We start from the raw sequence: 22,108 nt of genomic DNA, 5'->3' as shown, positions 1-22,108 counted from the left end.
TTACTTTGGAGGGGGTAACGTGGATAACTTTGCGAAAATGTTTCAGTTACAGATGATGTTATTTCTGTTAATGGCTGTGGGAGTTCTATTTAGAAAAAGAAATATTATTTCAGAGTCCGGCCGGAAGACATTGTCGAACTTGACGGTGAATTTAATCCTGCCGTGTAATATTATAGAGTCTTTCCTCGGTGAATGGAATGTATCTGAAAATCTTCTCCGCCATTGTTTGATTGCGTTGGGGATTTCTTTTGGGATACAGGTGGCGGCGCTATATTTGAGTATGTTATTTTTTGCGCCTGTCTCAAGAGATAAGAAAAATATTTTCAAATACGGTTTGATTGTTTCAAATTCCAGTTTTATTGGAATTCCGGTTGTAGGGGAATTATATGGGAATCTTGGTGTGCTTTATACATCATTTTTTCAAATTCCGATCCGTATTATGATGTGGACTGCCGGGCTTTCTTTATTTACGAATGTGGATAAAAAAGAATCTTTTCAAAAGCTGATAAAACATCCGTGTATTATTGCGATAGTTATAGGAGTTTTTTTGATGATAGCATCTGTTCCGCTGCCATCGTTTCTAGGAAATACAATTGCTGGCTTGAGCAAATGTACGACACCACTGTCCATGATCACTGTGGGAGCAATGTTCGCAAATTCAAAATGGAGCGATTTTCTGGATCCGTCTATTTTGTATTACTGTTTGATTCGCCTGATTGTATTTCCGGCAATTGTCTTTGGTGCAGTCCGTCTTCTTGGTATAGATCTGGTACTGGGAAATGTTGCTGTTTTGTTAAGTGCGATGCCGATGGCAGCAACAACAGCAATTCTTGCAGATAAATATAATTATAATGGAGAAACAGCTTCACGCTCGATTTTTGTATCGACTCTTTTGTCAATCGTGACATTACCGGTAATATGTCTTATGTTATAAATTGGAAGAATTCGTATTCTTCACAGAATATAATTTGCACGATTTTCTATTCTTGTGCTAAAATCCCATCTTTGACAGTTGAAAAATGAAAATGCGGCTACAAGCCCCGTAAATATGGGCGGTGTAGCCGTTTTCTTGTTTGCAACGATATGTGCTATTTTTCTATTTGTTCTGTTTTGTTTCTTTTATAATCGTCCTCATAGTAGATTTGCGTATGAATTCATAATCCGTACGAAACCCAAAGGAATTATGTAGTTTGTCTGTTATCTTTGTACGTTTGTAAGAAGGAATGTAGCCACTGTCTTTGGATAAAAGTGTAACATTCATAGTTCTTAATGTTTCTAAAATCTGACTGCAGGTAAACTCTTCTCCAAGTTTCTTTTCTAATAATCGATAAACTAATAGGCTAATGAAGCAGGTCAGGAAATGAGCTTTGATGCGATCTCCGCGTCTGACAAATACAGGTCTCGCCTCGAATTCTGACTTCATGATTCTGAAGTTTTCTTCGATTTCCCATCGTTGTTTGTTGATATTGATAAGCTCCCTGATATCTCCCTCAAGATTTGTAACCACTGCATAAAAACCATCATACATAGACTCTTCTAGGATTTTAGCTTCATCTAATTGATAAATACTTTTTTGAGCTATTTCACCATCTTCTGTGACAGCTGTTCTTTGAATGAAACGAGCTGGATCATTTGAACCTTTTCCTTTTCTGGTTTTATCTGAAGATTGTATCGGTAAATATTAAAAAAAGATTTGACAAACACTCGGGAAAGTACCATAATAATAATGATTAAATGCTGACAAAGGGGTCAGGAACCGTAGGGTTTCTGACTCCTTTTTTTAGGTTTAGGAGGACTCATTCATGAAAGCATTTCTTATATTAGAGGATGGCACTGTATTTGAAGGAACGCAGATTGGTGCAAAAAAGGAAGCGGTAAGCGAGGTTGTGTTTAATACGTCTATGACGGGATATCTGGAGGTGCTGACAGATCCTTCCTATGCGGGGCAGATGGTGGTGCTGACGTATCCGCTGATCGGAAACTACGGGGTGACACCGGATCGGGAGTCTGCTCATATCTGGGCAGGTGGGCTGATTGTACGAGAAATGGAAGATATGCCAAGTAATTTCCGGTGTGAGGGGAAGCTTGATGATCTGCTTGCAGAAGAAGGAATTACAGGCATTACGGGAATAGATACAAGAGCGCTTACCAGACTTCTCAGAAAAAAAGGAACCATGAACGGGATGATCACTACAGATGTGGATTATTGCATGAGTGATGTGATCATGAAACTTCATACTTACAAGATGGGAAATGTTGTCAGAGAGACTTCCTGCAAAGAGAGCTATGTGTTAAAGGGAGATGGTCCAAGGATTGCACTCCTTGATCTGGGAGCGAAGGCGAATATTGCAGCTTCCCTGAATAGAAGAGGGTGTGAGGTGACGGTATATCCGGCAGATACCTCTGCGGAAACAATCTTGCGAGCCAATCCGGATGGCATCATGTTATCGAACGGTCCCGGCGATCCTTCCACCTGTATGGAGATTATTTCACAGATCCGCAAGTTATATGAGAGGGACATTCCGATTTTTGCTATTTGTCTTGGTCATCAGTTGATGGCGCTTGCCAATGGGGCGAAAACATATAAATTGACTTATGGACATCGAGGTGGAAACCATCCGGTGAAAGATCTGACAGATGGGAAAGTCTATATCTCTTCTCAAAATCACGGTTATGCTGTGGATGCCGGCAGCATGGAACCGGGAATAGCAGAAGAATTGTTTGTCAATGTCAATGATGGAACGAACGAGGGACTTCGCTATAAAAACAAAAAGATTATGACGGTACAGTTTCATCCGGAAGCAAACCCCGGGCCTCAGGATACAGCGTGGCTCTTTGATAAGTTTATAGAAATGGTGAAGGAGGATAGTTATGCCTAGAAATAAAACGATCAGAAAAGTGCTGGTAATCGGTTCCGGTCCGATCGTGATCGGTCAGGCGGCAGAGTTTGATTATGCCGGAACACAGGCATGTCGTTCCCTGAAAGAAGAAGGCGTACAAGTGGTACTTCTGAATTCGAATCCGGCGACGATTATGACAGATAAAGAGATTGCGGATCATGTGTATATTGAGCCTCTGACAGTAGAGACTGCCAAGCGGCTGATCATCAAGGAGCAGCCGGATAGTGTGCTTCCTACACTGGGCGGTCAGGCAGGACTTAATCTTGCCATGGAATTGGAGGAAAGTGGGTTTCTAAAAGAACATCATGTTCGTTTGATCGGTACGACTGCGGAGACGATTAAAAAGGCGGAGGATCGTCTGGAATTTAAGAAGACAATGGAGAAGATCGGCGAACCGTGTGCCCCGTCTCTCGTAGTCGAGTCCGTGGAAGATGGTCTGGCATTTGCAAAAGAGATCGGTTATCCGGTCGTTTTAAGACCGGCATACACGCTGGGCGGAAGTGGCGGAGGAATCGCTCAGGATGAGAAGGAATGTGAGGAAATTCTCGGAAACGGACTTCGCCTATCCAGAACGCATCAGGTGCTGGTTGAGCGCTGTATTGCCGGCTGGAAGGAAATAGAGTATGAAGTGATACGGGACGGGAATGATACCTGTATCACGGTATGCAATATGGAGAATGTAGATCCGGTCGGGGTTCATACCGGAGACAGTATTGTGACAGCGCCTTCTCAGACGTTAAGTGATAAAGAATACCAGATGTTGCGTACATCTGCGATTAAGATTATCCGGGAGCTTCAGATCACTGGAGGGTGTAATGTACAGTTTGCCTTACACCCGGAATCTTATGAATATTGTGTGATCGAGGTCAATCCGAGAGTGAGCAGATCGTCAGCGCTTGCCTCGAAGGCAACGGGATATCCAATTGCAAGAGTAGCGGCAAAAATAGCGCTGGGATATCAATTGGACGAGATTTTTAATGAAGTGACAGGAAAAACCTACGCAAGCTTTGAACCGGTCTTAGATTATTGTGTTGTAAAGATCCCGAGACTTCCATTCGATAAATTCCTTACAGCCAAGCATCGTTTGACAACTCAGATGAAAGCGACCGGAGAGGTGATGAGTATCTGTCAGAACTTTGAAGGCGCATTGATGAAGGCTCTGCGGTCGCTGGAACAGCACGTGGACAGTCTTCTCTCTTATGATTATTCGAAGATCAGCAGGGAAGAGCTGATCGAGAAGATAAAAGAAGTGGATGACAGGAGAATTTACAAGATTGCAGAAGCGTTTCGACGGGGGATAGACATGGAAACCATCCACGAGATTACAAGGATTGATAACTGGTTTTTATCTAGGATCGGGAAGCTTGTGAAGATGGAGGCAAAGCTTGCCAGAGAGCCGTTGACCAGAGAAGTACTGTTGGAAGCTAAGAAAATGGAATTTCCGGACAGTGTCATTGCAAAACTGACAAAGCTTACCGAGGAAAAAGTAAGACAGATGCGATATGCTTATGGAATCCGTCCGGCGTATCAGATTGTTGATACGTGTGCTGCGGAATTTGATGCGGATACACCATATTATTATTCCGTATACGGAAGCGAAAATGAGGCGGAGATTTCGAAAGGACGAAAAAAGGTATTGATTCTTGGCTCCGGACCAATCCGAATCGGACAGGGTATTGAATTTGATTTCTGCAGCGTCCATTCTGCGTGGGCATTTAAAAAGGAAGGATATGAGACAATCATTGTCAACAATAATCCGGAGACGGTAAGCACAGATTTTGATATTGCAGATAAACTGTATTTTGAACCTCTGACTGCCGAGGACGTGCGCGGAATTGTGGAATTGGAACATCCTGATGGCGCGGTGGTACAGTTTGGAGGTCAGACAGCGATTAAACTTGCGAAGGATTTGATGGAGATGGGAGTTCCGATCCTCGGAACTGCGCAGAAGGATGTAGATGCGGCAGAAGACAGGGAACTCTTTGATGAGATTCTAGAGGAGTGTGAAATCCCCAGACCAAAAGGGAAAACCGTATATACTTCGAAGGAAGCCAAGGAGGCAGCGCAGGAACTCGGCTATCCGGTGCTTGTGCGACCGTCCTATGTTCTAGGTGGACAGGGGATGCAGATCGCAGTGAATGATCAGGATATTGAAGAGTTCATGGGAATCATTAATCAGATCGCGCAGGAGCATCCGATTCTGGTGGACAAATATCTTCAAGGGAAAGAGGTAGAAGTGGATGCAGTCTGCGACGGGGAGGAGATTCTCATTCCCGGAATTATGGAGCACATTGAGCGGGCAGGTATTCATTCCGGAGACAGTGTGTCAGTCTATCCGGCAAAAAGCCTTACAACGGATATTCAGGCTGTGATCACCGATTATACAAGAAGACTTGCAAGGGCACTTCATGTGCGGGGACTTATCAATATTCAGTTTATTGTATGTGAAGGACGTGTCTATGTAATTGAAGTCAATCCGCGCTCCAGCAGGACGGTGCCGTATATAAGTAAAGTGACGGGAATCCCGATCATTGAACTTGCGGTAAAGGTGATGAATGGAGCAAAGTTATCAGAGCTTGGATACGGAACAGGGCTTGCACCTGCCGGGAAATATTATGCGGTAAAAATGCCGGTCTTTTCCTTTGAAAAAATCCGGGGAGCTGAAATAAGCCTTGGTCCGGAGATGAAATCGACAGGGGAGTGCCTCGGAATCGCAGGAGATTTTGTAGAGGCGCTCTATAAAGCATTTCTTGGGGCGGGGGTAAGGCTTCCGAAATATAAGAAAATGATTCTCTCTGTACGGGATCAGGACAAAGAAGAGGCGGTGGAGATTGGAAGACGATTCTCAAGGCTTGGCTACCAGATCTATGCTACCAAAGGAACATATCAGGCGCTTGAAGAGGCTGGTGTTATGTCGCAGAAAGTGGGGAAGATGGAGGAGGGATCTCCGAATATCCTTGATTTGATTCTTGACCATGAGATCGATCTGATCATTGACACACCGCAGGAAGGGGCTGAACATGCAAAGGACGGCTTTGTCATTCGAAGAAATGCGATTGAGACCGGGGTGAATGTGCTGACGGCCATTGATACTGCAAGAGCGTTAGCGGACAGTCTCCAGTACAGAGATAAAGACCGGCTCAGTCTGATCGATATCGCAAAAGATGTTTAGAGGAGGAAAAAGGATGGCAGTAAAATATGTATTTGTGACCGGAGGGGTTGTCTCCGGTCTAGGAAAAGGAATTACGGCGGCATCACTTGGCAGACTTCTGAAGGCGAGAGGATATCAGGTGACCATGCAGAAGTTTGATCCGTATATTAATGTGGACCCGGGAACGATGAATCCGGTACAGCATGGAGAAGTGTTTGTTACGGATGATGGTACAGAGACCGATCTTGATCTGGGGCATTACGAGCGTTTTATTGATGAATGCCTGGACAAAAATTCCAATGTGACCACGGGGAAGATCTATTGGTCGGTCTTGCAGAAAGAACGTCGCGGAGACTATGGCGGAGGCACCGTGCAGGTGATTCCGCACATTACGAATGAAATTAAGAGTCGTTTTTTCCATGGTGGAGAAGAAAAGAACCGGATTGTGATCATTGAAATCGGAGGTACAGTGGGAGACATTGAAAGTCAGCCATTTCTGGAGGCAATTCGTCAGTTTCAGCATGAGGCAGGACATGAAAATGCAGTGCTTATCCACGTGACACTGATTCCGTATCTTGGCGCATCAGGAGAACTGAAAAGTAAACCTACGCAGCAGAGTGTCAAGGAGCTTCAGTCAATGGGACTATGGCCGGACGTCTTAGTGTGCAGAAGTGAACATCCGTTGCCGGAAGAATTAAAGAAGAAAATTGCACTGTTCTGTAATGTGCCTGAGAATCATGTGCTTCAGAATCTGGATGTGGAATATCTGTATGAAGCTCCCCTTGCAATGGAGAAAGAACATCTGGCACAGGTAGTCTGTGAATCGCTTCATCTGGAATGCCCGGAACCGGACCTTAAGGAATGGAAAGAGATGGTATATAACCTAAAGCATCCAAAAGGGAAAGTAGAGATTGCGATTGTAGGAAAATATATTCAGCTTCACGATGCTTATTTAAGTGTAGTGGAAGCGTTAAAGCATGGCGGAATTGCAGCAAGAGCAAGTGTTAAGATCCGATGGGTGGATGCAGAAGAAGTGGAAGAAAAAGGTGCGCGCCCGCTACTTGCCGGAGTGGATGGAATCTTAGTTCCGGGCGGATTTGGAACGAGGGGAACCGAAGGAAAGATTGCGGCTATTCAATATGCAAGAGAACAGAAGATTCCGTTCCTTGGAATATGTCTTGGCATGCAGGCAGCCATTATCGAGTATACAAGACATGTGATCGGTTATGAAGACGCGAATAGTGTGGAGCTTGATCCGGATACTGCACATCCGGTTATTGCACTTATGCCGGAGCAGAATCAGGTGACAGATCTGGGAGGGACTTTAAGACTGGGCGCTTATCCTTGTGTACTGGAAGAAGGAAGTCTTGCGCGGAGTCTTTATGGAACGGATGTGATCAGTGAACGTCATCGCCATCGGTATGAAGTAAATAATGAGTACAGAGAAGAATTGACGAGTCATGGAATGAGGCTCTGCGGATGCTCGCCGGATCAGCGGATCGTGGAAATGATGGAACTTCACGGACATCCTTATTTCATAGCAACGCAGGGACATCCGGAATTAAAATCAAGACCCAACAAAGCGCATCCGTTGTTTTATGGGCTGATCAGGGCATCTCTTGACAGACAGCAGGAGCATTGCTAAAATTTAATTATTTATTACTGTAATTTGAAAAAGCAAAGGAGAAGTCTGTATGGAGAGATATAATAAAGCTGAGATTTTAAGAAGAGTAGAAGAAGAAGACGTGGAGTTCATCCGTCTACAATTCACCGATATGTTTGGAATGATTAAAAATATTGCAGTTCCGTCAAGCCGTCTTGTGAAAGTGATGGAAAATCGTTACAGCATTGATCTTGCTTCTTTAGACGAGATTGCGCGGGAAGGAGAAGAAGAACTGTATTTAAAGCCGGATCTTGATACGTTCACCATCCTTCCGTGGAGACCGCAGCATGGAAAAGTGGCAAGATTTTTGTGTGATGTATGCCGAGAAGACGGTTCTGAATATGAGGCGAGTCCAAGGCGTGTCCTGAAGCGTGCAGTGGAACATGCTGCCACAATGGGGTATACATTTCAGGTGAACCCGGAATGTGAATTTTTCTTATTTCATACGGATGAAAACGGAATGCCGACAACATTGACGCATGAAAAAGCGGGATATTTAGATACATCACCGATTGATCTTGGCGAAAATACAAGGCGTGATATTATTCTTACGTTAGAAGAGATGGGGTATGAGATCGATTCTTCCCACCATGAGATCGCTTCTGCGCAGCATGAGATTGATTTTATATTTGAAGATGCGCTTGCAGCAGCCGATAAGGTGACTACATTTAAGATGGTTGTGCGGACGATCGCGAAACGTTATGGGCTTCACGCCACATTTATGCCGAAGCCGCTTCAAGAGATGAATGGTTCGGGAATGCATTTGAATATGCAGCTGTATAAGGATGGCCGAAATGTATTTGAGGGTGAGGATGGCAATCTGAGCCGGGAGGGTGAAGCTTTCCTGGCCGGAATCTGTGAGCACATTGACGGAATCACTGCTATCTTAAATCCATTGGTCAATTCTTACAAACGTCTTGTTCCGGGATTTGCGGCACCATCGAATGTTGACTGGTCAAAGAAACATAAAAATACGCTTCTTCGTGTAGCAAAAAGAAAGTTTCAATCTATGACAATGGAACTTCGAAGTCCGGATGCGGCATCGAATCCTTATCTTGTATTTGCGCTTTGCCTGGAAGCAGGTCTTGACGGAATACAAAGAGAGTTAAAAGCTCCGGAAGAATTTTCTAAAGATATCAGAGGAATCCGAACACTTCCGAGAAATCTCGGAGAAGCGCTGGATAAAATGAAAAAAGAACCGTTGGTAGCAGAGGTATTAGGTGATGTATATGTAGATGCCTATCGAAGAGCCAAGGAAAAAGAGTGGACAAAGTACCAAAGCCAGATTACAAAGTGGGAGATTGAAAACTATCTGTATTTGATCTAAACAAGTGATGCAGGCAGAAGAAGGAGGAACGTGGATGAGTGTCATTATCATTGTATTGCCGAAATTAGATGATGCCAAAAATATCAAAAGAATCTTACTCACCCACGGATTCCAAAGTGCGGTTGCCTGTTCTTCCGGGGCATCAGCGTTACAGATGGCAGGGCAGTATGAGTGCGGGATTGTGCTGAGTGGATATCATTTAAGTGACATGTATTATGTAGAACTGATGGAGAATCTTCCGGAGAGCTATGAGCTAGTGCTGCTTGGTTCACCGGAGAAGGTTGCGGATGCCGGATCGGGGACGCTTGCGCTTACCACACCTTTGAAGGCATACGATTTGTTAAATACGGTGGAGATGGTGCTTGGGCAGATTGAGCATCGTTATCGGAAGAGGAAAGTAATAAAAAAACGAAGCGCAAAAGAGGAAAATTATATCCGCAATGCGAAATACTTGTTGATGGAGAGAAATCATCTTACGGAGCAGGAGGCTTACCGCTATTTACAGAAATCAAGCATGGACAATGGCACGAATATGGTGGAAACGGCGCAGAAGGTTTTGATGTTGATGTTTGACGAAATATAGAAATCCAAAATAGATTGTGAGGAATAAATATGCCAAAATTAAATGAAAATTATCGAAAATTAAAAGACAGCTATCTTTTTGCCGAGATTGCGCACCGCACGGCCGCGTATATGGAGAAGCACTCGGATCAGTCATTGATCCGTCTTGGAATCGGAGATGTTACAAGACCTCTTTGTCACTGTGCTGTACAGGCGCTCCATGAAGGCGCTGATGAGATGGGGAGAGCGGAAACTTTCAAAGGATATGGCCCGGAGCAGGGCTATGAAGAGACGAGAAGGGCAATCGCAGATTATTATAAGAAAAATGGTGTTGAACTAAATCTTGCAGATATTTTTATTTCAGATGGAGCCAAAAGTGATACGGGAAATATTACAGAATTGTTTGGCAAAGGAAATGTCATTCTCATTCCCGATCCGGTGTATCCGGTATATGTGGATTCAAATATCATGTGCGGAAATGAAGTGACGTATATTTCCGGAAATGCAGAAAATGATTTTCTTCCGCTTCCAAACGAGAATCAGCATGCCGATATCATTTATATCTGTTCCCCCAATAATCCGACAGGAGCATGTTACAACCGAGAACAGTTAAAGATCTGGGTGGACTATGCCAGAAGGCATGAGGCAGTTATTTTATTTGACGCGGCATACGAAGCATTTATTTCCGATCCGTCACTTCCGAGAAGTATCTATGAGATTGAGGGGGCAAAGCAGTGTGCCATTGAGTTTTGTTCATTATCTAAGACGGCGGGATTCACCGGAACAAGATGCGGATATACGATTGTGCCGGAGGAACTTGTATTTCCTGATTCGACAGGAGAAGAGATGTCTTTGAATGCCATGTGGAACCGCAGGCAGAGCACAAAATACAACGGAACGTCCTATATTGTGCAGAAGGCTGCGGCAGCAGTATTCAGTGAAGAAGGGCAAAAAGAATGTGAAGAGAATCTTTCCTACTATAAGAAGAATGCAAAAGTGATCGCAGATACCCTTCGTGATCTTCATATCCCGTTTTACGGCGGTATCCATTCCCCATATATATGGTTTGAATGCCCAAGAGGGATGGATTCATGGGAGTGCTTTGACTATCTGTTACAAGAGATTCAGGTAGTGGGAACACCGGGAGCAGGATTCGGCGAAAACGGTCGAAATTATTTTCGGCTTACTTCCTTCGGGACTTATGAAAAGACGGTGGAGGCAATGAACCGGTTCCGAAGTTTATTTGCATAGGTGCAAATATTTCGCAATTTTCTGTTATTTACTTTTGCCTGTTATTAACTTACAATAAAAACTGATGTCATCAAATGGTCAAAATAGGAGAAATTCCTAAAAGGACATCAATAGATGGTTAAAGAATAAGAGAAAAGAGGCGAGCGATGGAACGAGATATGACGAGGGGAAATCCCGGAAAGATTATTTTGAACTTTACCATTCCGATTTTTGTCGGAAATATGTTTCAGCAGATTTATAATATGGCGGATACCATTATTGTCGGAAAGTTTGTCGGAAATTCCGCATTGGCGGCGGTTGGATCCTGCGGTACTCTGATGTTTTTGATTCTTGGATTTTTAATGGGATTGACGGCAGGATTTACGGTGGTAACCGCGCAGCATTATGGTGCCGGAAATGAGAAGGCAATGCGCCAATCGGTGGCATCGGCAGCGGTTTTATCAGCAGTGATGTCGGTGATGATGACGGTCATAAGTATGGCGATGATGCGTCACATCCTTCATTGGATGAATACGCCTTCAGATATGTATGACCAGGCGTATGGATATATTATGGTAATATGCGGAGGAATTGCAGCGCAGGTACTTTATAATCTGCTTGCCAGTATTCTGCGGGCGTTAGGAGACAGTAAACGGCCGCTGTACTTTCTGATACTGGCAGCGCTTTTGAATATTGTGCTGGATCTTGTGTTTATTATTGCCTTCCAGATGGGAGCACCGGGAGCTGCTTACGCAACTGTGATTTCACAGGGAGTATCAGGGCTTTTGTGTCTGGTGTATATTGTAAGGAAGGTTCCAAAGCTTCATCTACATAAGGAAGACTGGAGGGTGAATTGGGATCTGGCCAGGTGGCAGATGAAGATTGGATTTCCTATGGCGTTTCAGTACTCCATTACAGCAATTGGAACGATTGTAGTACAGACATCTCTTAATATTCTGGGATCGGTAGCGGTAGCCGGGTTCTCTGCGGCAAATAAGATTGAGCAGTTGTTCAATCAGGCTTACGTGGCGCTGGGAACAACGATGGCAACCTATTGTGCTCAGAATATGGGAGCGGGAGAATTGGATCGTATTCGCAAGGGATTCCGAAGTGGAAATAGAATCGGAATTATCTACGCAGTGGTGACGGGAGCAGTGGTATTCTTTGCAGGGAAATATATGACTGGATTGTTTGTGTCGGAAAATGTAGGTGTAATTACAAATTATGTGGATATCTATTTGAAGTGTGTCGGAATTTCCTTTATTCCATTGGTGTTTGTTAATGTATACCGAAATGGAATCCAGGGAATGGGATATGGATTTTTACCGATGACAGCAGGAATTGCAGAGCTGATTGGAAGAAGCAGTGCGGCGCTTCTTGCATCCAGGGTCGGAAGCTATGCCGGGATTTGTATGGCAAGTCCGGTGGCCTGGGTGCTGGCAGGAGGACTTTTGATCGTGATGTATCTGTGGATTATGAAGCAGCAGGAGAAACGAAGAAAGCCAAAAGAAGTACAGGGATCAGCCTAGTTTGTAGGTGAATTGAAAAAGTAAATTCCGCTTTGCAAGATTAAAATCCACTTTGAAAAGATAAATTCTACCCAAATACAGAAAAAATGAGATTTTATATATGAAATACCCAGAATCAGAGTTAAAATACAAGTAAAAGCTGTGGTTTTGGGTATTTTATTGCATGCCGAGCGGAAGTCGAATTTACGTGTATTTTTTTGGAAGGGGTAAATTCCACCTCAGGGGATGTTCTGCGATGATGGCTGCATTAAATTCCTGCCCAGCTTTTTATTAGATTTTGTTTACTTTAATAATTCAGGACTAAGGATGATTTCATCAGCAGGAATTTTCCGCAGATGAAATGTATCTAAAATTTTTTTGCCGTATTGAAACTCGAAAACTTCATAAGGACTTTTGTTGCCGAGTTTTTTCCTGGAGTAGGAGTTAATGTGACTCATCATAAGATCAATCTGCTCCTGCAAGTATTGTCCCAGATCGGTTCCTTTTGGAAGGATTCTCCGGATCATTTCGTGGTTGTTTTCACAGCTCCCTTTCTGGTAAGAGGCGCTGGCGTTGCAGTAGAACATAGTTGTTCTACGTTTTCCCTGTGCATCCAGTTCGATTGCGGAAGGATTTGAAAATTCACTGCCATTGTCTGCAAGGAGAATCGGGAAGAGTTCAATGAAAACATCGGTTCTTAATTCAAGATAGAGACGGTTGAAAATGTCAATGACAGATTGGGAATCATTACGTTGGCGGAGAAAGGCAAGCTGCAGCCCCTGCTCAACAAAATGTATGGTGAGAAGGACAGCACCGCCTTTAGTACCTTCTACAGAGTCAAGCTGTCGGACAGCAGCATCCGGATGCTCCGCCAAGAAATTTTCAAAACACCGGAAATCACGACCAATACGACGGGACTTGTCTACTTTGAGTGTTTTGGAAACATTTTTTCTGGGGCGCATGTGTACAGTACGAGGCATATCAATAGCTCTGGCGTGAAAGAGTCCGCTGTTTATATAGGTATATAGAGTTCTTTCAGATTTCATGAGTTCATCAGCATGATGAACAGAGATATGGTGCAGGGACTGCCCATTTTTGAGGAGAGGAACCACATCGTCGAGCTGTTTTAGTTCCGTTTCGGAAAGAGCAAAGCCGGAACGGGATTCACTTCTGACCTGTTCGTATTCTTTCTGTGCATAAGATGCCTTGTAAAGACGTTTTTTCAGAGAGCACCGAGAGCGCTGCTGACAGCCATTGCAGACATAAGGAGGCTTGGAAAGTTTCGGGCAAATATATTTTTCATAAGCGATGCAGGAAGAAGTACACTTGCCACATGTCCAGCAAAGCTTGTTATTCGAGTAGGAGCAACGCAGACAAAGTTTCTGGAGAAAACACTGATGGAGGAAGGCAGCACGGCAGTCGTTGAAAGATCTGCCTAAAGCCCCTGTTTTCTCAAAATAAATATGAGCTTTAACTTCTTTTGAAATTGTAGTGCAGTCTTTGCCGAGTTCTCTGGAAATGGACTTAAAACTATGGTGTTCGTTGAGTAAAGTTTCAATGAGGATTCTTGCTTCCAGGTTTAAATGTTTTTGTTTATTCATAATGGTCTCCTTACCGCTGGGAGGAAGCACCATGTTTGTGTGAAGAATTATAAAGGAAAAATAGGAAGAATTAAATTCCATCTTTGAAGTGTAGATTTTTGCAGGATTAAATTCCACAGAGGGGTGGAATTTAACTTTGCAAGTGAGTTCCTACAAAAGAAGTACAGGGATCAGCCTAGTTTTACTTTTTTTTCATTGCTAGTTGTGTTATAATAACCACACGTATGTGAAAGCATAAAGAGAAGAGAAAATAAGGAGCACGAAGAACTTATGAAAAGAGTATTGTTAAAACTCAGCGGTGAGGCTCTCGCAGGGGATAAAAAGACAGGATTTGATGAAGCTACCTGTATGGGTGTGGCTCAGCAGGTGAAGAAGTTGGTGGACGATGGAATTCAGGTTGCGATCGTAACCGGCGGCGGTAACTTTTGGAGAGGTCGTACCAGTGAGACGATTGACCGTGTAAAGGCAGATCAGATTGGAATGCTGGCAACCGTGATGAACTGTATCTATGTATCCGATATTTTCCGGTATGCGGGAATGAAGACGGAAGTATTTACACCGTTTGTATGTGGTGCATTTACGACACTGTTTTCTAAGGATGCAGCAGTGGAAGCACTGAACGAAGGTAAGGTAATTTTCTTTGCAGGAGGAACAGGACACCCATATTTCTCTACCGATACAGGGGCTGTTTTGAAAGCGATTGAAATTGAGGCGGATGCAATGCTTCTTGCGAAGGCGATTGACGGAATCTATGACAGTGATCCGAAGGTAAATCCGCAGGCAAAGAAGTATGATGAGATTTCTATTCAGGAAATTATCGATAAGAAACTGATGGCAGTTGATCTTACGGCTTCTATTATGTGTCTGGAACATAAGATGCCGATGCTGGTATTTGGACTTAATGAAGAAAACAGCATTGTTGAGACGATGATGGGAACATTTACAGGAACGAAAGTGACTGTGTAATAAAGGGAGGAGATTAGAATATGAACGAGAGAGTACAGGTTTATGAAGAAAAAATGAAGAAAACCATGGTTAACCTGGACGGAGAACTTGGAACCATCCGTGCAGGACGTGCGAATCCACACGTACTGGATAAGATTATGGTAGATTATTACGGTACGCCAACACCGATTCAGCAGGTTGCGAACGTGTCTGTACCGGAGCCTCGTATGATCCAGATTCAGCCATGGGAAAAGAGCATGGTAAAGGTGATTGAAAAAGCAATCATGGTATCTGAGCTTGGTATTAACCCAACCAACGACGGTTCTGCAATTCGCCTGATTTTCCCGGAACTGACAGAGGAAAGAAGAAAAGAACTGGTAAAGGATGTTAAGAAAAAAGGAGAAGCAGCCAAAGTTGCAATCCGTAATATCCGTCGTGATGGAAACGATGCATTTAAGAAATTAAAGGGATCAGAGGTTTCAGAGGACGAAATCAAAGATCTGGAAGAACAGCTGCAGAAGGTGACTGACAAATACATCAAAGAAGTAGACAAAGCTGTGGATACAAAGTCAAAAGAGGTTATGACTGTATAGGAAACTTATACGGCAGAAACGATGGGGACAGACCGAAAGACAAGAGATACCTTGGGTCTGTCCCCATTCATGGAAGGAGAATTACCATATGAATATACCGCAGCATGTTGCAATTATTCTGGATGGAAACGGAAGATGGGCGAAAGCCAAAGGAATGCCGCGTAATTACGGGCATGTGCAGGGAAGTAAGAATGTGGAAAAAATCTGTGAAGAAGCGTGGCGCATGGGAATTAAATACCTGACGGTATATGCGTTTTCAACAGAAAATTGGAGCCGTCCTAAGGAAGAGGTGGATGCTCTGATGAAGCTTCTTCGCAATTATATGAAGACTTGTCTGAAAACAGCAGCCAAGAACGATATGAAAGTGCGTGTGATTGGGGATATATCCAGACTGGATGAGGATATTCGGACCCGAATTCTGGAATTGCAGGAAGCAACGAAGAATAATGGAGGGCTGAATTTCCAGATTGCAATTAATTATGGAAGCCGGGATGAGATTATCAGAGCCATTCGGGCGCTGGCAAGAGACTGCAAAGAGGGAAAGATTGCACCGGAAGAAATAGAAGAAGAGGTATTTGAGGGATATCTGGATACGCATGGGATTCCGGATCCGGATCTTCTGATTCGTACCAGCGGAGAACTTCGGCTTTCCAATTATCTGTTGTGGCAGCTGGCATATACGGAGTTCTATTTTACCGATGTTCCGTGGCCGGATTTTTCAAAGGAAGAACTGCTAAAGGCGATCGAACAGTACAATAGAAGAGACCGCCGGTACGGAAAGGTGAAGGAGGAAGAAGATGTTTAAGACAAGGTTACTAAGTGGGATTGTATTGGTGATTGTGTTAATTGCCACAGTGGGATATGGCGGAAATGTACTCTTTGCTGTGCTTGGAATCATCAGTTTGATCGGCTTGTCAGAGCTGTATAAAGTGGTGGATGTACATAATAAACTGCTTGGAATGACAGGATATCTGGCGACGGTAGTTTATTATGGAATGCTGTTTGCCGGGAAAATGGAAGCGATGACCATGTTAACGATTTTATTTTTGATTCTGGTAATGGCGGTGTATGTATTCTCATTTCCAAAATTTCGATCAGAACAGGTTATGACAGTGTTTTTTGGCTTTTTCTATGTAGCAGTGATGCTTTCTTATGTTTACCAGACCAGAGAACTGGCGGATGGGATGATCGTAGTCTGGCTGATTTTCTTAAGTTCCTGGGGCTGTGATACTTGTGCTTATTGTGTGGGAATGCTGATCGGCAAGCATAAAATGGCGCCGCGTTTAAGCCCGAAGAAGTCAGTGGAAGGCGGAATCGGAGGAATTCTTGGAGCGGCTCTTTTAGGAGCGCTGTTTGCACTTGCCATGAATCAGTGGGCAGGCGCAGAGGCTTCTGTTCTTCACTATGCATTAATCTGCGCTGTAGGAGGCATGATTTCCCAGGTGGGTGATCTGGCTGCGTCTGCAATTAAGCGTAACCATGATATCAAGGACTATGGGAAATTGATTCCGGGGCACGGAGGAATTCTGGATCGTTTTGACAGCGTTATTTTTACGGCGCCGGTGATTTATTATCTGTCGGTATTTTTAGCCGGAAATCTTTAAGAATATTCCGAGACTGATAATGAGAAAGAGGAATTGGTCATATACTATTTGAAGAGAGGAAATCTATGAAAAAAATAGCCATATTAGGATCTACAGGGTCGATAGGTACACAGACTTTGGAGGTTGTAAGAGAAAATGGAGATATTGAAGTTCTTGGACTTGCGGCGGGAAATAATATTGAACTCCTAGAGCAGCAGATTAGAGAATTTCATCCGGTTTTAGCGGCGGTTTGGTCAGAAGAGAAGGCTGCAGAGCTGAGAATAAAAATTGCGGATACAGATACGAAGGTTGTGTCCGGCATGGACGGCTTGATCTTGGTATCCGTTCTTCCGGGCACGGAAATCTTAGTGACGGCGATCGTCGGTATGATTGGGATCCGTCCGACAATAGAAGCGATCAAGGCAGGGAAAGACATTGCGCTGGCCAATAAGGAGACACTGGTAACGGCAGGACATATTATTATGCCTCTGGCGAAAGAAAAGAAGGTGTCTATTCTGCCGGTAGACAGTGAACATAGCGCCATTTTTCAGTCTTTACAGGGAAATGAGCATGGAGCGATTCACAAGATCCTGCTGACGGCTTCCGGCGGGCCATTTCGAGGGAAAAGAGAAGAAGATCTTCTGAATATTCGAGTGGAAGATGCATTGAAACATCCAAATTGGTCTATGGGACAGAAGATTACCATTGATTCCTCCACGATGGTCAACAAAGGCTTGGAAGTCATTGAGGCAAAATGGCTGTTTAATGTGGACGTGGATCAGGTGCAGGTAGTAGTGCAGCCACAGAGTATTATCCATTCTATGGTGGAATACGTGGACGGCGCGATTATGGCAGAACTTGGAACACCAGACATGAAACTGCCGATCCAGTATGCATTGTATTATCCAAAACGCCGGTATCTTCCGGGAGAACGTCTTGATTTTTGGAGTTTGGGACATTTGGATTTTGAAAAGCCGGATATGGATACGTTTTATGGTCTGGCGCTTGCCTATGAGGCAGGACGGGCAGGCGGAAGTCTTCCGACTGTTTTCAATGCAGCCAATGAATTGGCAGTCAGTCAGTTTTTAAAACGGGAGATTAAGTATCTGGAGATTATAGAGATTATAGATGATTGTATGCATGCACATAAGAATATTGCGAATCCGACACTGGAGCAGATTCTAGAGACTGAGGCAGCAACGTATGAAAGGATCAACAGCAGGAGGTAGCTTACAACTTGGGTATTATATTAGCAATTTTATTATTTAGTTTCATCGTTTTTTTCCACGAACTGGGACATTTTGCATTGGCAAAGAAGAACGGTATCGATGTGGAAGAGTTTGCAATCGGAATGGGACCCATCCTGTTTTCTAAGGAGTTTAGGGGGACGGTTTATTGTATTAAGCTGTTTCCGATCGGCGGCTCCTGTATGATGGGGGAAGATGAGGAAGCAACGGATTCTCCGAATAATTTTAATAATAAGTCGGTGTGGGCAAGGATGTCTGTGATTGTGGCTGGTCCGGTGTTTAACTTTATCCTGGCATTTTTATTTGCAGTGATTCTGATGTTGATGGTCGGATATGACAAGCCGACGATTGGAGCTGTAGAAGAAGGATTTCCGGCTGCCGAAGCAGGCATGGAAGTGGGAGATACCATTGTCCGGATGGGAGATAAGAAGATCAATGTTTTTAGAGAAGTGGTCTATTATAATCAGTTCCATCAGGGAGAGACAACAGAGATTACCTACCTGCATGACGGGGAAGAGAAAGTTGTAACCTTAGAACCGAAGATGGATGAAGAACTGGGATATAAAAAGTTCGGAATCGGAAGTTCGGGAAATACAAAGGCAAATCTTCTGACAGCTCTTCAGTATGGTGCTTATGAAGTGAAGTTCTGGATCTGTACGACGATGGAAAGTCTGAAGATGCTGGTGACAGGAGAGATAGGGATGGATCAGCTGTCTGGTCCGGTGGGAATTGTAGATGTGGTAGATGATACTTACCAGCAGAGTAAATCCTATGGCCTGTTTGCCGTGATTGCACAGATGCTGAACCTGGCAATACTGTTATCTGCCAATTTGGGTGTGATGAATTTGTTGCCGCTTCCGGCTTTGGACGGAGGAAGATTGGTATTCCTGGTGATTGAGGCAATTCGAGGAAAGAGAATTCCGCCGGAGAAGGAAGGGTATGTTCATCTCGTTGGAATTGTGCTTCTGATGTTTTTGATGGTATTTGTGCTGTACAATGATATTCGAAGAGTATTTTTTTAATAAGAGAATCAAAGAATAGAAAATCCCGGCAGTCCGCAACCGATAAGGTTTGGACTGCCGGGATTTTCTAGGTTAGTTCCGCGATTCGTGAGACGCCCACGTAGATTTCTGAAATTTTGTACCAGGTTCGGTAGTCGGTAATCCCGGTTGCAGGAAGACCAAATACGGATTGGAATTTTTTGACGGAAGCAGTGGTTGCAGGTCCATAGATCCCGTCGGCTGTGAGTTTGGGAATGGCGGGATAGGCGCCGGCGATTACATTTAACTGTTCCTGTAGCTGCCGGACTTTGTTACCGGTACTTCCGTTTACCAGGTTATAGCCGGGCCAGGAAGAAGGAATTCCGGAAATGGATTCTGCGGTATTGATGTATAAGTCGTCACCGTAATAATAGCGCAGGATCTGAATGGGGGAGTAGCCTTGATCGCCCAGCGACTTGCTGCCCCATTGTGTCATCCAGTTGGGACACTGCACTTGGCGCCCGTCACAATATTGAGTCAGGATTGGCTGGCGCACATTGGGACGGGAAAGAAAGTCGGCAAAGAGTTCGTCTACAATGACGGAGATCGTATTATAGATGTTTCGCTCCGGAATCCATTTGTGATCGAATGCGGTAGAAGAAGTGATGGTAAAGTCATATCCCTTATTCCGGTACCATTCTGTATACACTCTGTTGAGCGTAAATGACATGATGGCGAGAACGTTTGCGCGTATGGTATCTTCAGGCCAGGTAGCATAGATTTCGCTGGAAGCCACGTTTTTGATATAGTCCTTATATTTTACATAATAGTTGCGGGCGGTGGTGTCTCGTGGACTTCCGTCATGGACAACGATGTATTCCGGTACCACCACCCGGCTTAGAACGATTTCGCCCGTTTCACTTACCGGTTTGATCTCTTCTTCCGGGATTTTTGGAGGATAGACGCCGTACAGCGTGTGGGCGGGGATAACAAAGACTTCTTCAGAGGACTGTCCGGAGTCAGAGGGGCGAAGTGATAGGTTCTGAACGGCGGTGACTGTAGGCAGAAGTTCAGCGCCTGCAATGCTGACTGGTTCATAGCCGGGAGCGTCGATCTGAAGGGTGTATTCCGAGTAAGGTTGGCTTTCAATGGCTGGATTAAGGCTGTATTCCAGTGGAGGAGTTTCTAACTCTATGGTTTCTGTCTGTCCGGAGGAATCGGTGCGCAGTTCCTCCAGCTGACTGTCCGGTACTCCAGTATAGGAGATTCGAACTACCGCATCCGAAATAGGCAGTGCCGTGACCTCGGAGGTGACTTGGATTTGGAGACGTCCCTTATCCGGCATATCGGTGGTGTTGTGTTCACTCATAAATGGTTTACCTCATAAGAGTTCTATTACAACTATGATATGCAGGCAGGCTTTTATCGTTTCGTAAATTTTAGAAACAGCGTTTGTATTTTTTTAGAGAGTTTATGTATAATATAGGAAAAGTATCGGCATCGCAGTGGATGGGAGGAGATGGAAAATGCTTTGGAACATGATCTTTCTTTTTGGTCTGTTTCTAGCGGCAGTGTCAGACTGGAACAGGAAGCGGATTCCGGATCAAATGATTCTCTTAATCGTCGTAGCTGGTATCGGGCGCCTGATTACAGGAACGGGGAGAGTTACAGAATCCATATTGGGAGCGATCCTTGGCGGCGGGATTCTGGCGTTGATTCTTTTGGCACGTCCGGGAACGTTTGGCGGCGGAGATGTAAAGCTTTTGATGGCAGGAGGCTTTTTCCTTGGGTGGCGAAGCGTTCTGGTGGCATTTTGCCTGGGAGTTTTGCTGGCAGGAGGAGAATGTGTGATTCGGATTCTTAAGAGAGGGAAGAAGGCTCTTTCTGAGAAATTGGCATTTGGTCCCTGGCTTTGCCTGGGGCTTGGAATGGTATTTTTTTGCGGAGATTGGATCTGGCAATGGTTTTGGAAAAGATAAGAAAAAGGAACCGAAGGTGGTTTTGTGTTTGCGCAAACTGTCTTCGGTTCCTTTTTTTTGAAATTTGTAATACTTCTGTAACAAATGTAATAAAAATGAAATTTTTGAATATACTTTATTAAGAGAATATTCATGTGTTGCAAAATTTCAGGAGGTTGTTGTTGATGACAAAAAGGAATATGCTGGCAGCTTTGCTGGTGGCTGGTGTACTGTCAGTTATGGGAGATTCAAAACATACAAGTTATGCAAAAGAGGAAATGAAGGTAGAACTTCATGCATTGGAGACGTTGCCTAAGAATTTGACAGGTCAAATTTCTAGGGTGTGTCAGAGCCAGTATCAGGCGAAACGTGAGGAAGTACTGGAGCAGATTCGATTTCGGGAAGAAGAGGCAAAGAAGGCAGCGGAGGAAGCTGCCAGACAGGAGAGGATCTCGCTTGAGAAACTAATGGCATCAATCATCTTCTGTGAAGCTGGAAATCAGTCCCATGAAGGGCAGGTTGCGGTAGGTGCCGTGATTATGAATCGGGTCAGGGACGGTGCGTTTCCGGATACCGTGGAGGAAGTAGTTTATCAAAGCGGACAATTCGGTCCGGTGGCGACTGGATGGCTGGATAAAGTAAGAAGTACGGACGGGTATACAGAGGCAGCCATGCAGGCGGCAAGGGATGTCCTCGCCGGAGCAAATCCCATCGGCAATTGTCTCTATTTTGATCAGGGAGGTTATGGAATGCAGATCGGAGCCCATTATTTTCACTAAGAGAAAAAAGTTAGACATTTTTTTGAAAAACGGCTATAATCAATAGCAAATAATGAAATCTGGCTAAAATGGTAGAGAGTAA

The 22,108-nt window shown here is 44.2% G+C and carries 18 protein-coding genes and 1 pseudogene; 16 read left to right on the top strand and 3 right to left on the bottom strand.

The features are described 5' to 3' along the window. Nucleotides 1-19: 19 nt before the first annotated feature. On the top strand, nt 20-934 hold the full coding sequence (locus WKT00_RS03600) for an AEC family transporter (RefSeq protein WP_340261015.1): 915 nt from the start codon (nt 20-22) through the stop codon (nt 932-934). Nucleotides 935-1,096: 162 nt separating this feature from the next. Here the strand turns inward: WKT00_RS03600 and WKT00_RS03595 are convergent. Continuing rightward, nucleotides 1,097-1,672, bottom strand: a pseudogene (locus WKT00_RS03595) (IS1634 family transposase); the annotation flags it as partial. A 130-nt stretch (nt 1,673-1,802) separates the two neighbouring features. Between WKT00_RS03595 and WKT00_RS03590 the strand changes: the two are divergent. From WKT00_RS03590 to WKT00_RS03560, 7 genes are all read left to right on the top strand, one after another. Further along, nucleotides 1,803-2,879, top strand: a complete 1,077-nt coding sequence (locus WKT00_RS03590) for a carbamoyl phosphate synthase small subunit (protein ID WP_101694113.1) — start codon at nt 1,803-1,805, stop codon at nt 2,877-2,879. Then, the gene (gene carB / locus WKT00_RS03585) at nt 2,872-6,072 is read left to right on the top strand and encodes a carbamoyl-phosphate synthase large subunit (RefSeq protein WP_340261011.1); all 3,201 of its coding nucleotides are present in this window, start codon (nt 2,872-2,874) and stop codon (nt 6,070-6,072) included. Before WKT00_RS03590 ends, carB begins: the two co-directional genes overlap by 8 nt. 13 nt (nt 6,073-6,085) lie before the next feature. After that, complete coding sequence (locus tag WKT00_RS03580) at nt 6,086-7,696, top strand: CTP synthase (protein WP_340261009.1); 1,611 nt, start codon at nt 6,086-6,088, stop codon at nt 7,694-7,696. Nucleotides 7,697-7,745: 49 nt separating this feature from the next. Then, nucleotides 7,746-9,041: a glutamine synthetase family protein gene (locus WKT00_RS03575; RefSeq protein ID WP_340261007.1), complete on the top strand. Its 1,296-nt coding sequence runs from the start codon at nt 7,746-7,748 to the stop codon at nt 9,039-9,041. A gap of 34 nt (nt 9,042-9,075) precedes the next feature. Then, nucleotides 9,076-9,624, top strand: a complete 549-nt coding sequence (locus tag WKT00_RS03570; RefSeq protein ID WP_340261005.1) for an ANTAR domain-containing response regulator — start codon at nt 9,076-9,078, stop codon at nt 9,622-9,624. Nucleotides 9,625-9,653: 29 nt separating this feature from the next. Next, the gene (locus WKT00_RS03565; protein WP_101694117.1) at nt 9,654-10,853 is read left to right on the top strand and encodes an LL-diaminopimelate aminotransferase; all 1,200 of its coding nucleotides are present in this window, start codon (nt 9,654-9,656) and stop codon (nt 10,851-10,853) included. 146 nt (nt 10,854-10,999) lie between these two features. Then, the gene (locus tag WKT00_RS03560; RefSeq protein WP_340261002.1) at nt 11,000-12,361 is read left to right on the top strand and encodes an MATE family efflux transporter; all 1,362 of its coding nucleotides are present in this window, start codon (nt 11,000-11,002) and stop codon (nt 12,359-12,361) included. Between the two features lie 281 nt (nt 12,362-12,642). On the opposite strand, the gene WKT00_RS03555 is transcribed toward WKT00_RS03560, so the two are convergent. Beyond that, nucleotides 12,643-13,941, bottom strand: coding sequence for an IS30 family transposase (locus tag WKT00_RS03555; protein WP_340261000.1), 1,299 nt, complete (start codon nt 13,939-13,941; stop codon nt 12,643-12,645). 270 nt (nt 13,942-14,211) lie between these two features. Between WKT00_RS03555 and pyrH the strand changes: the two genes are divergently transcribed. From pyrH to rseP, 6 genes are all read left to right on the top strand, one after another. Next, nucleotides 14,212-14,907: a UMP kinase gene (gene pyrH, locus WKT00_RS03550; RefSeq protein ID WP_101694120.1), complete on the top strand. Its 696-nt coding sequence runs from the start codon at nt 14,212-14,214 to the stop codon at nt 14,905-14,907. 20 nt (nt 14,908-14,927) lie between these two features. Beyond that, the gene (frr, locus tag WKT00_RS03545) at nt 14,928-15,479 is read left to right on the top strand and encodes a ribosome recycling factor (RefSeq protein WP_101694121.1); all 552 of its coding nucleotides are present in this window, start codon (nt 14,928-14,930) and stop codon (nt 15,477-15,479) included. A gap of 88 nt (nt 15,480-15,567) precedes the next feature. Beyond that, entirely contained in the window at nt 15,568-16,284 is a 717-nt protein-coding gene (locus WKT00_RS03540) for an isoprenyl transferase (RefSeq protein WP_101694122.1), read from the top strand. Continuing rightward, nucleotides 16,277-17,083, top strand: coding sequence for a phosphatidate cytidylyltransferase (locus WKT00_RS03535; protein WP_101694123.1), 807 nt, complete (start codon nt 16,277-16,279; stop codon nt 17,081-17,083). The genes WKT00_RS03540 and WKT00_RS03535 overlap by 8 nt, the downstream gene beginning before the upstream one ends. A 65-nt stretch (nt 17,084-17,148) precedes the next feature. Continuing rightward, a complete protein-coding gene (locus tag WKT00_RS03530) occupies nt 17,149-18,291 on the top strand; it encodes a 1-deoxy-D-xylulose-5-phosphate reductoisomerase (RefSeq protein ID WP_101694124.1) in 1,143 nt (380 codons plus the stop codon). A gap of 8 nt (nt 18,292-18,299) precedes the next feature. Continuing rightward, nucleotides 18,300-19,331 carry an RIP metalloprotease RseP gene (gene rseP / locus WKT00_RS03525; protein WP_101694125.1) on the top strand — a complete coding sequence of 344 codons (1,032 nt, stop codon included), beginning with the start codon at nt 18,300-18,302 and terminating at the stop codon, nt 19,329-19,331. A 67-nt stretch (nt 19,332-19,398) separates the two neighbouring features. Here the strand turns inward: rseP and WKT00_RS03520 are convergent, their stop codons facing one another. Further along, the gene (locus WKT00_RS03520) at nt 19,399-20,658 is read right to left on the bottom strand and encodes a peptidoglycan-binding domain-containing protein (protein ID WP_340260992.1); all 1,260 of its coding nucleotides are present in this window, start codon (nt 20,656-20,658) and stop codon (nt 19,399-19,401) included. Nucleotides 20,659-20,815: 157 nt separating this feature from the next. Here WKT00_RS03520 and WKT00_RS03515 point away from each other — a divergent pair, with 157 nt between their 5' ends. Then, on the top strand, nt 20,816-21,268 hold the full coding sequence (locus tag WKT00_RS03515) for a prepilin peptidase (protein ID WP_173814346.1): 453 nt from the start codon (nt 20,816-20,818) through the stop codon (nt 21,266-21,268). 158 nt (nt 21,269-21,426) lie between these two features. Then, the gene (locus tag WKT00_RS03510) at nt 21,427-22,026 is read left to right on the top strand and encodes a cell wall hydrolase (RefSeq protein WP_445292927.1); all 600 of its coding nucleotides are present in this window, start codon (nt 21,427-21,429) and stop codon (nt 22,024-22,026) included. Nucleotides 22,027-22,108: the final 82 nt, after the last annotated feature.

The organism is Dorea sp. ICN-14282 (assembly GCF_037890115.1).
In the GTDB taxonomy this organism is placed as follows: domain Bacteria; phylum Bacillota; class Clostridia; order Lachnospirales; family Lachnospiraceae; genus Dorea_B; species Dorea_B phocaeensis.
This window is presented reverse-complemented; position numbering and strand designations above follow the sequence as displayed.

Excerpts from the sequence above, each read along its gene's own strand:
- carB (WP_340261011.1), top strand. The coding sequence starts at position 2,872 with ATGCCTAGAAATAAAACGATCAGAAAAGTGCTGGTAATCGGTTCCGGT.
- WKT00_RS03590 (WP_101694113.1), top strand. The coding sequence starts at position 1,803 with ATGAAAGCATTTCTTATATTAGAGGATGGCACTGTATTTGAAGGAACG.
- pyrH (WP_101694120.1), top strand. The coding sequence starts at position 14,212 with ATGAAAAGAGTATTGTTAAAACTCAGCGGTGAGGCTCTCGCAGGGGAT.
- WKT00_RS03565 (WP_101694117.1), top strand. The coding sequence starts at position 9,654 with ATGCCAAAATTAAATGAAAATTATCGAAAATTAAAAGACAGCTATCTT.
- WKT00_RS03515 (WP_173814346.1), top strand. The coding sequence starts at position 20,816 with ATGCTTTGGAACATGATCTTTCTTTTTGGTCTGTTTCTAGCGGCAGTG.
- WKT00_RS03570 (WP_340261005.1), top strand. The coding sequence starts at position 9,076 with ATGAGTGTCATTATCATTGTATTGCCGAAATTAGATGATGCCAAAAAT.
- WKT00_RS03560 (WP_340261002.1), top strand. The coding sequence starts at position 11,000 with ATGGAACGAGATATGACGAGGGGAAATCCCGGAAAGATTATTTTGAAC.
- WKT00_RS03580 (WP_340261009.1), top strand. The coding sequence starts at position 6,086 with ATGGCAGTAAAATATGTATTTGTGACCGGAGGGGTTGTCTCCGGTCTA.
- frr (WP_101694121.1), top strand. The coding sequence starts at position 14,928 with ATGAACGAGAGAGTACAGGTTTATGAAGAAAAAATGAAGAAAACCATG.
- WKT00_RS03535 (WP_101694123.1), top strand. The coding sequence starts at position 16,277 with ATGTTTAAGACAAGGTTACTAAGTGGGATTGTATTGGTGATTGTGTTA.
- WKT00_RS03530 (WP_101694124.1), top strand. The coding sequence starts at position 17,149 with ATGAAAAAAATAGCCATATTAGGATCTACAGGGTCGATAGGTACACAG.
- WKT00_RS03520 (WP_340260992.1), bottom strand. The coding sequence starts at position 20,658 with ATGAGTGAACACAACACCACCGATATGCCGGATAAGGGACGTCTCCAA.
- WKT00_RS03540 (WP_101694122.1), top strand. The coding sequence starts at position 15,568 with ATGAATATACCGCAGCATGTTGCAATTATTCTGGATGGAAACGGAAGA.
- WKT00_RS03555 (WP_340261000.1), bottom strand. The coding sequence starts at position 13,941 with ATGAATAAACAAAAACATTTAAACCTGGAAGCAAGAATCCTCATTGAA.
- WKT00_RS03575 (WP_340261007.1), top strand. The coding sequence starts at position 7,746 with ATGGAGAGATATAATAAAGCTGAGATTTTAAGAAGAGTAGAAGAAGAA.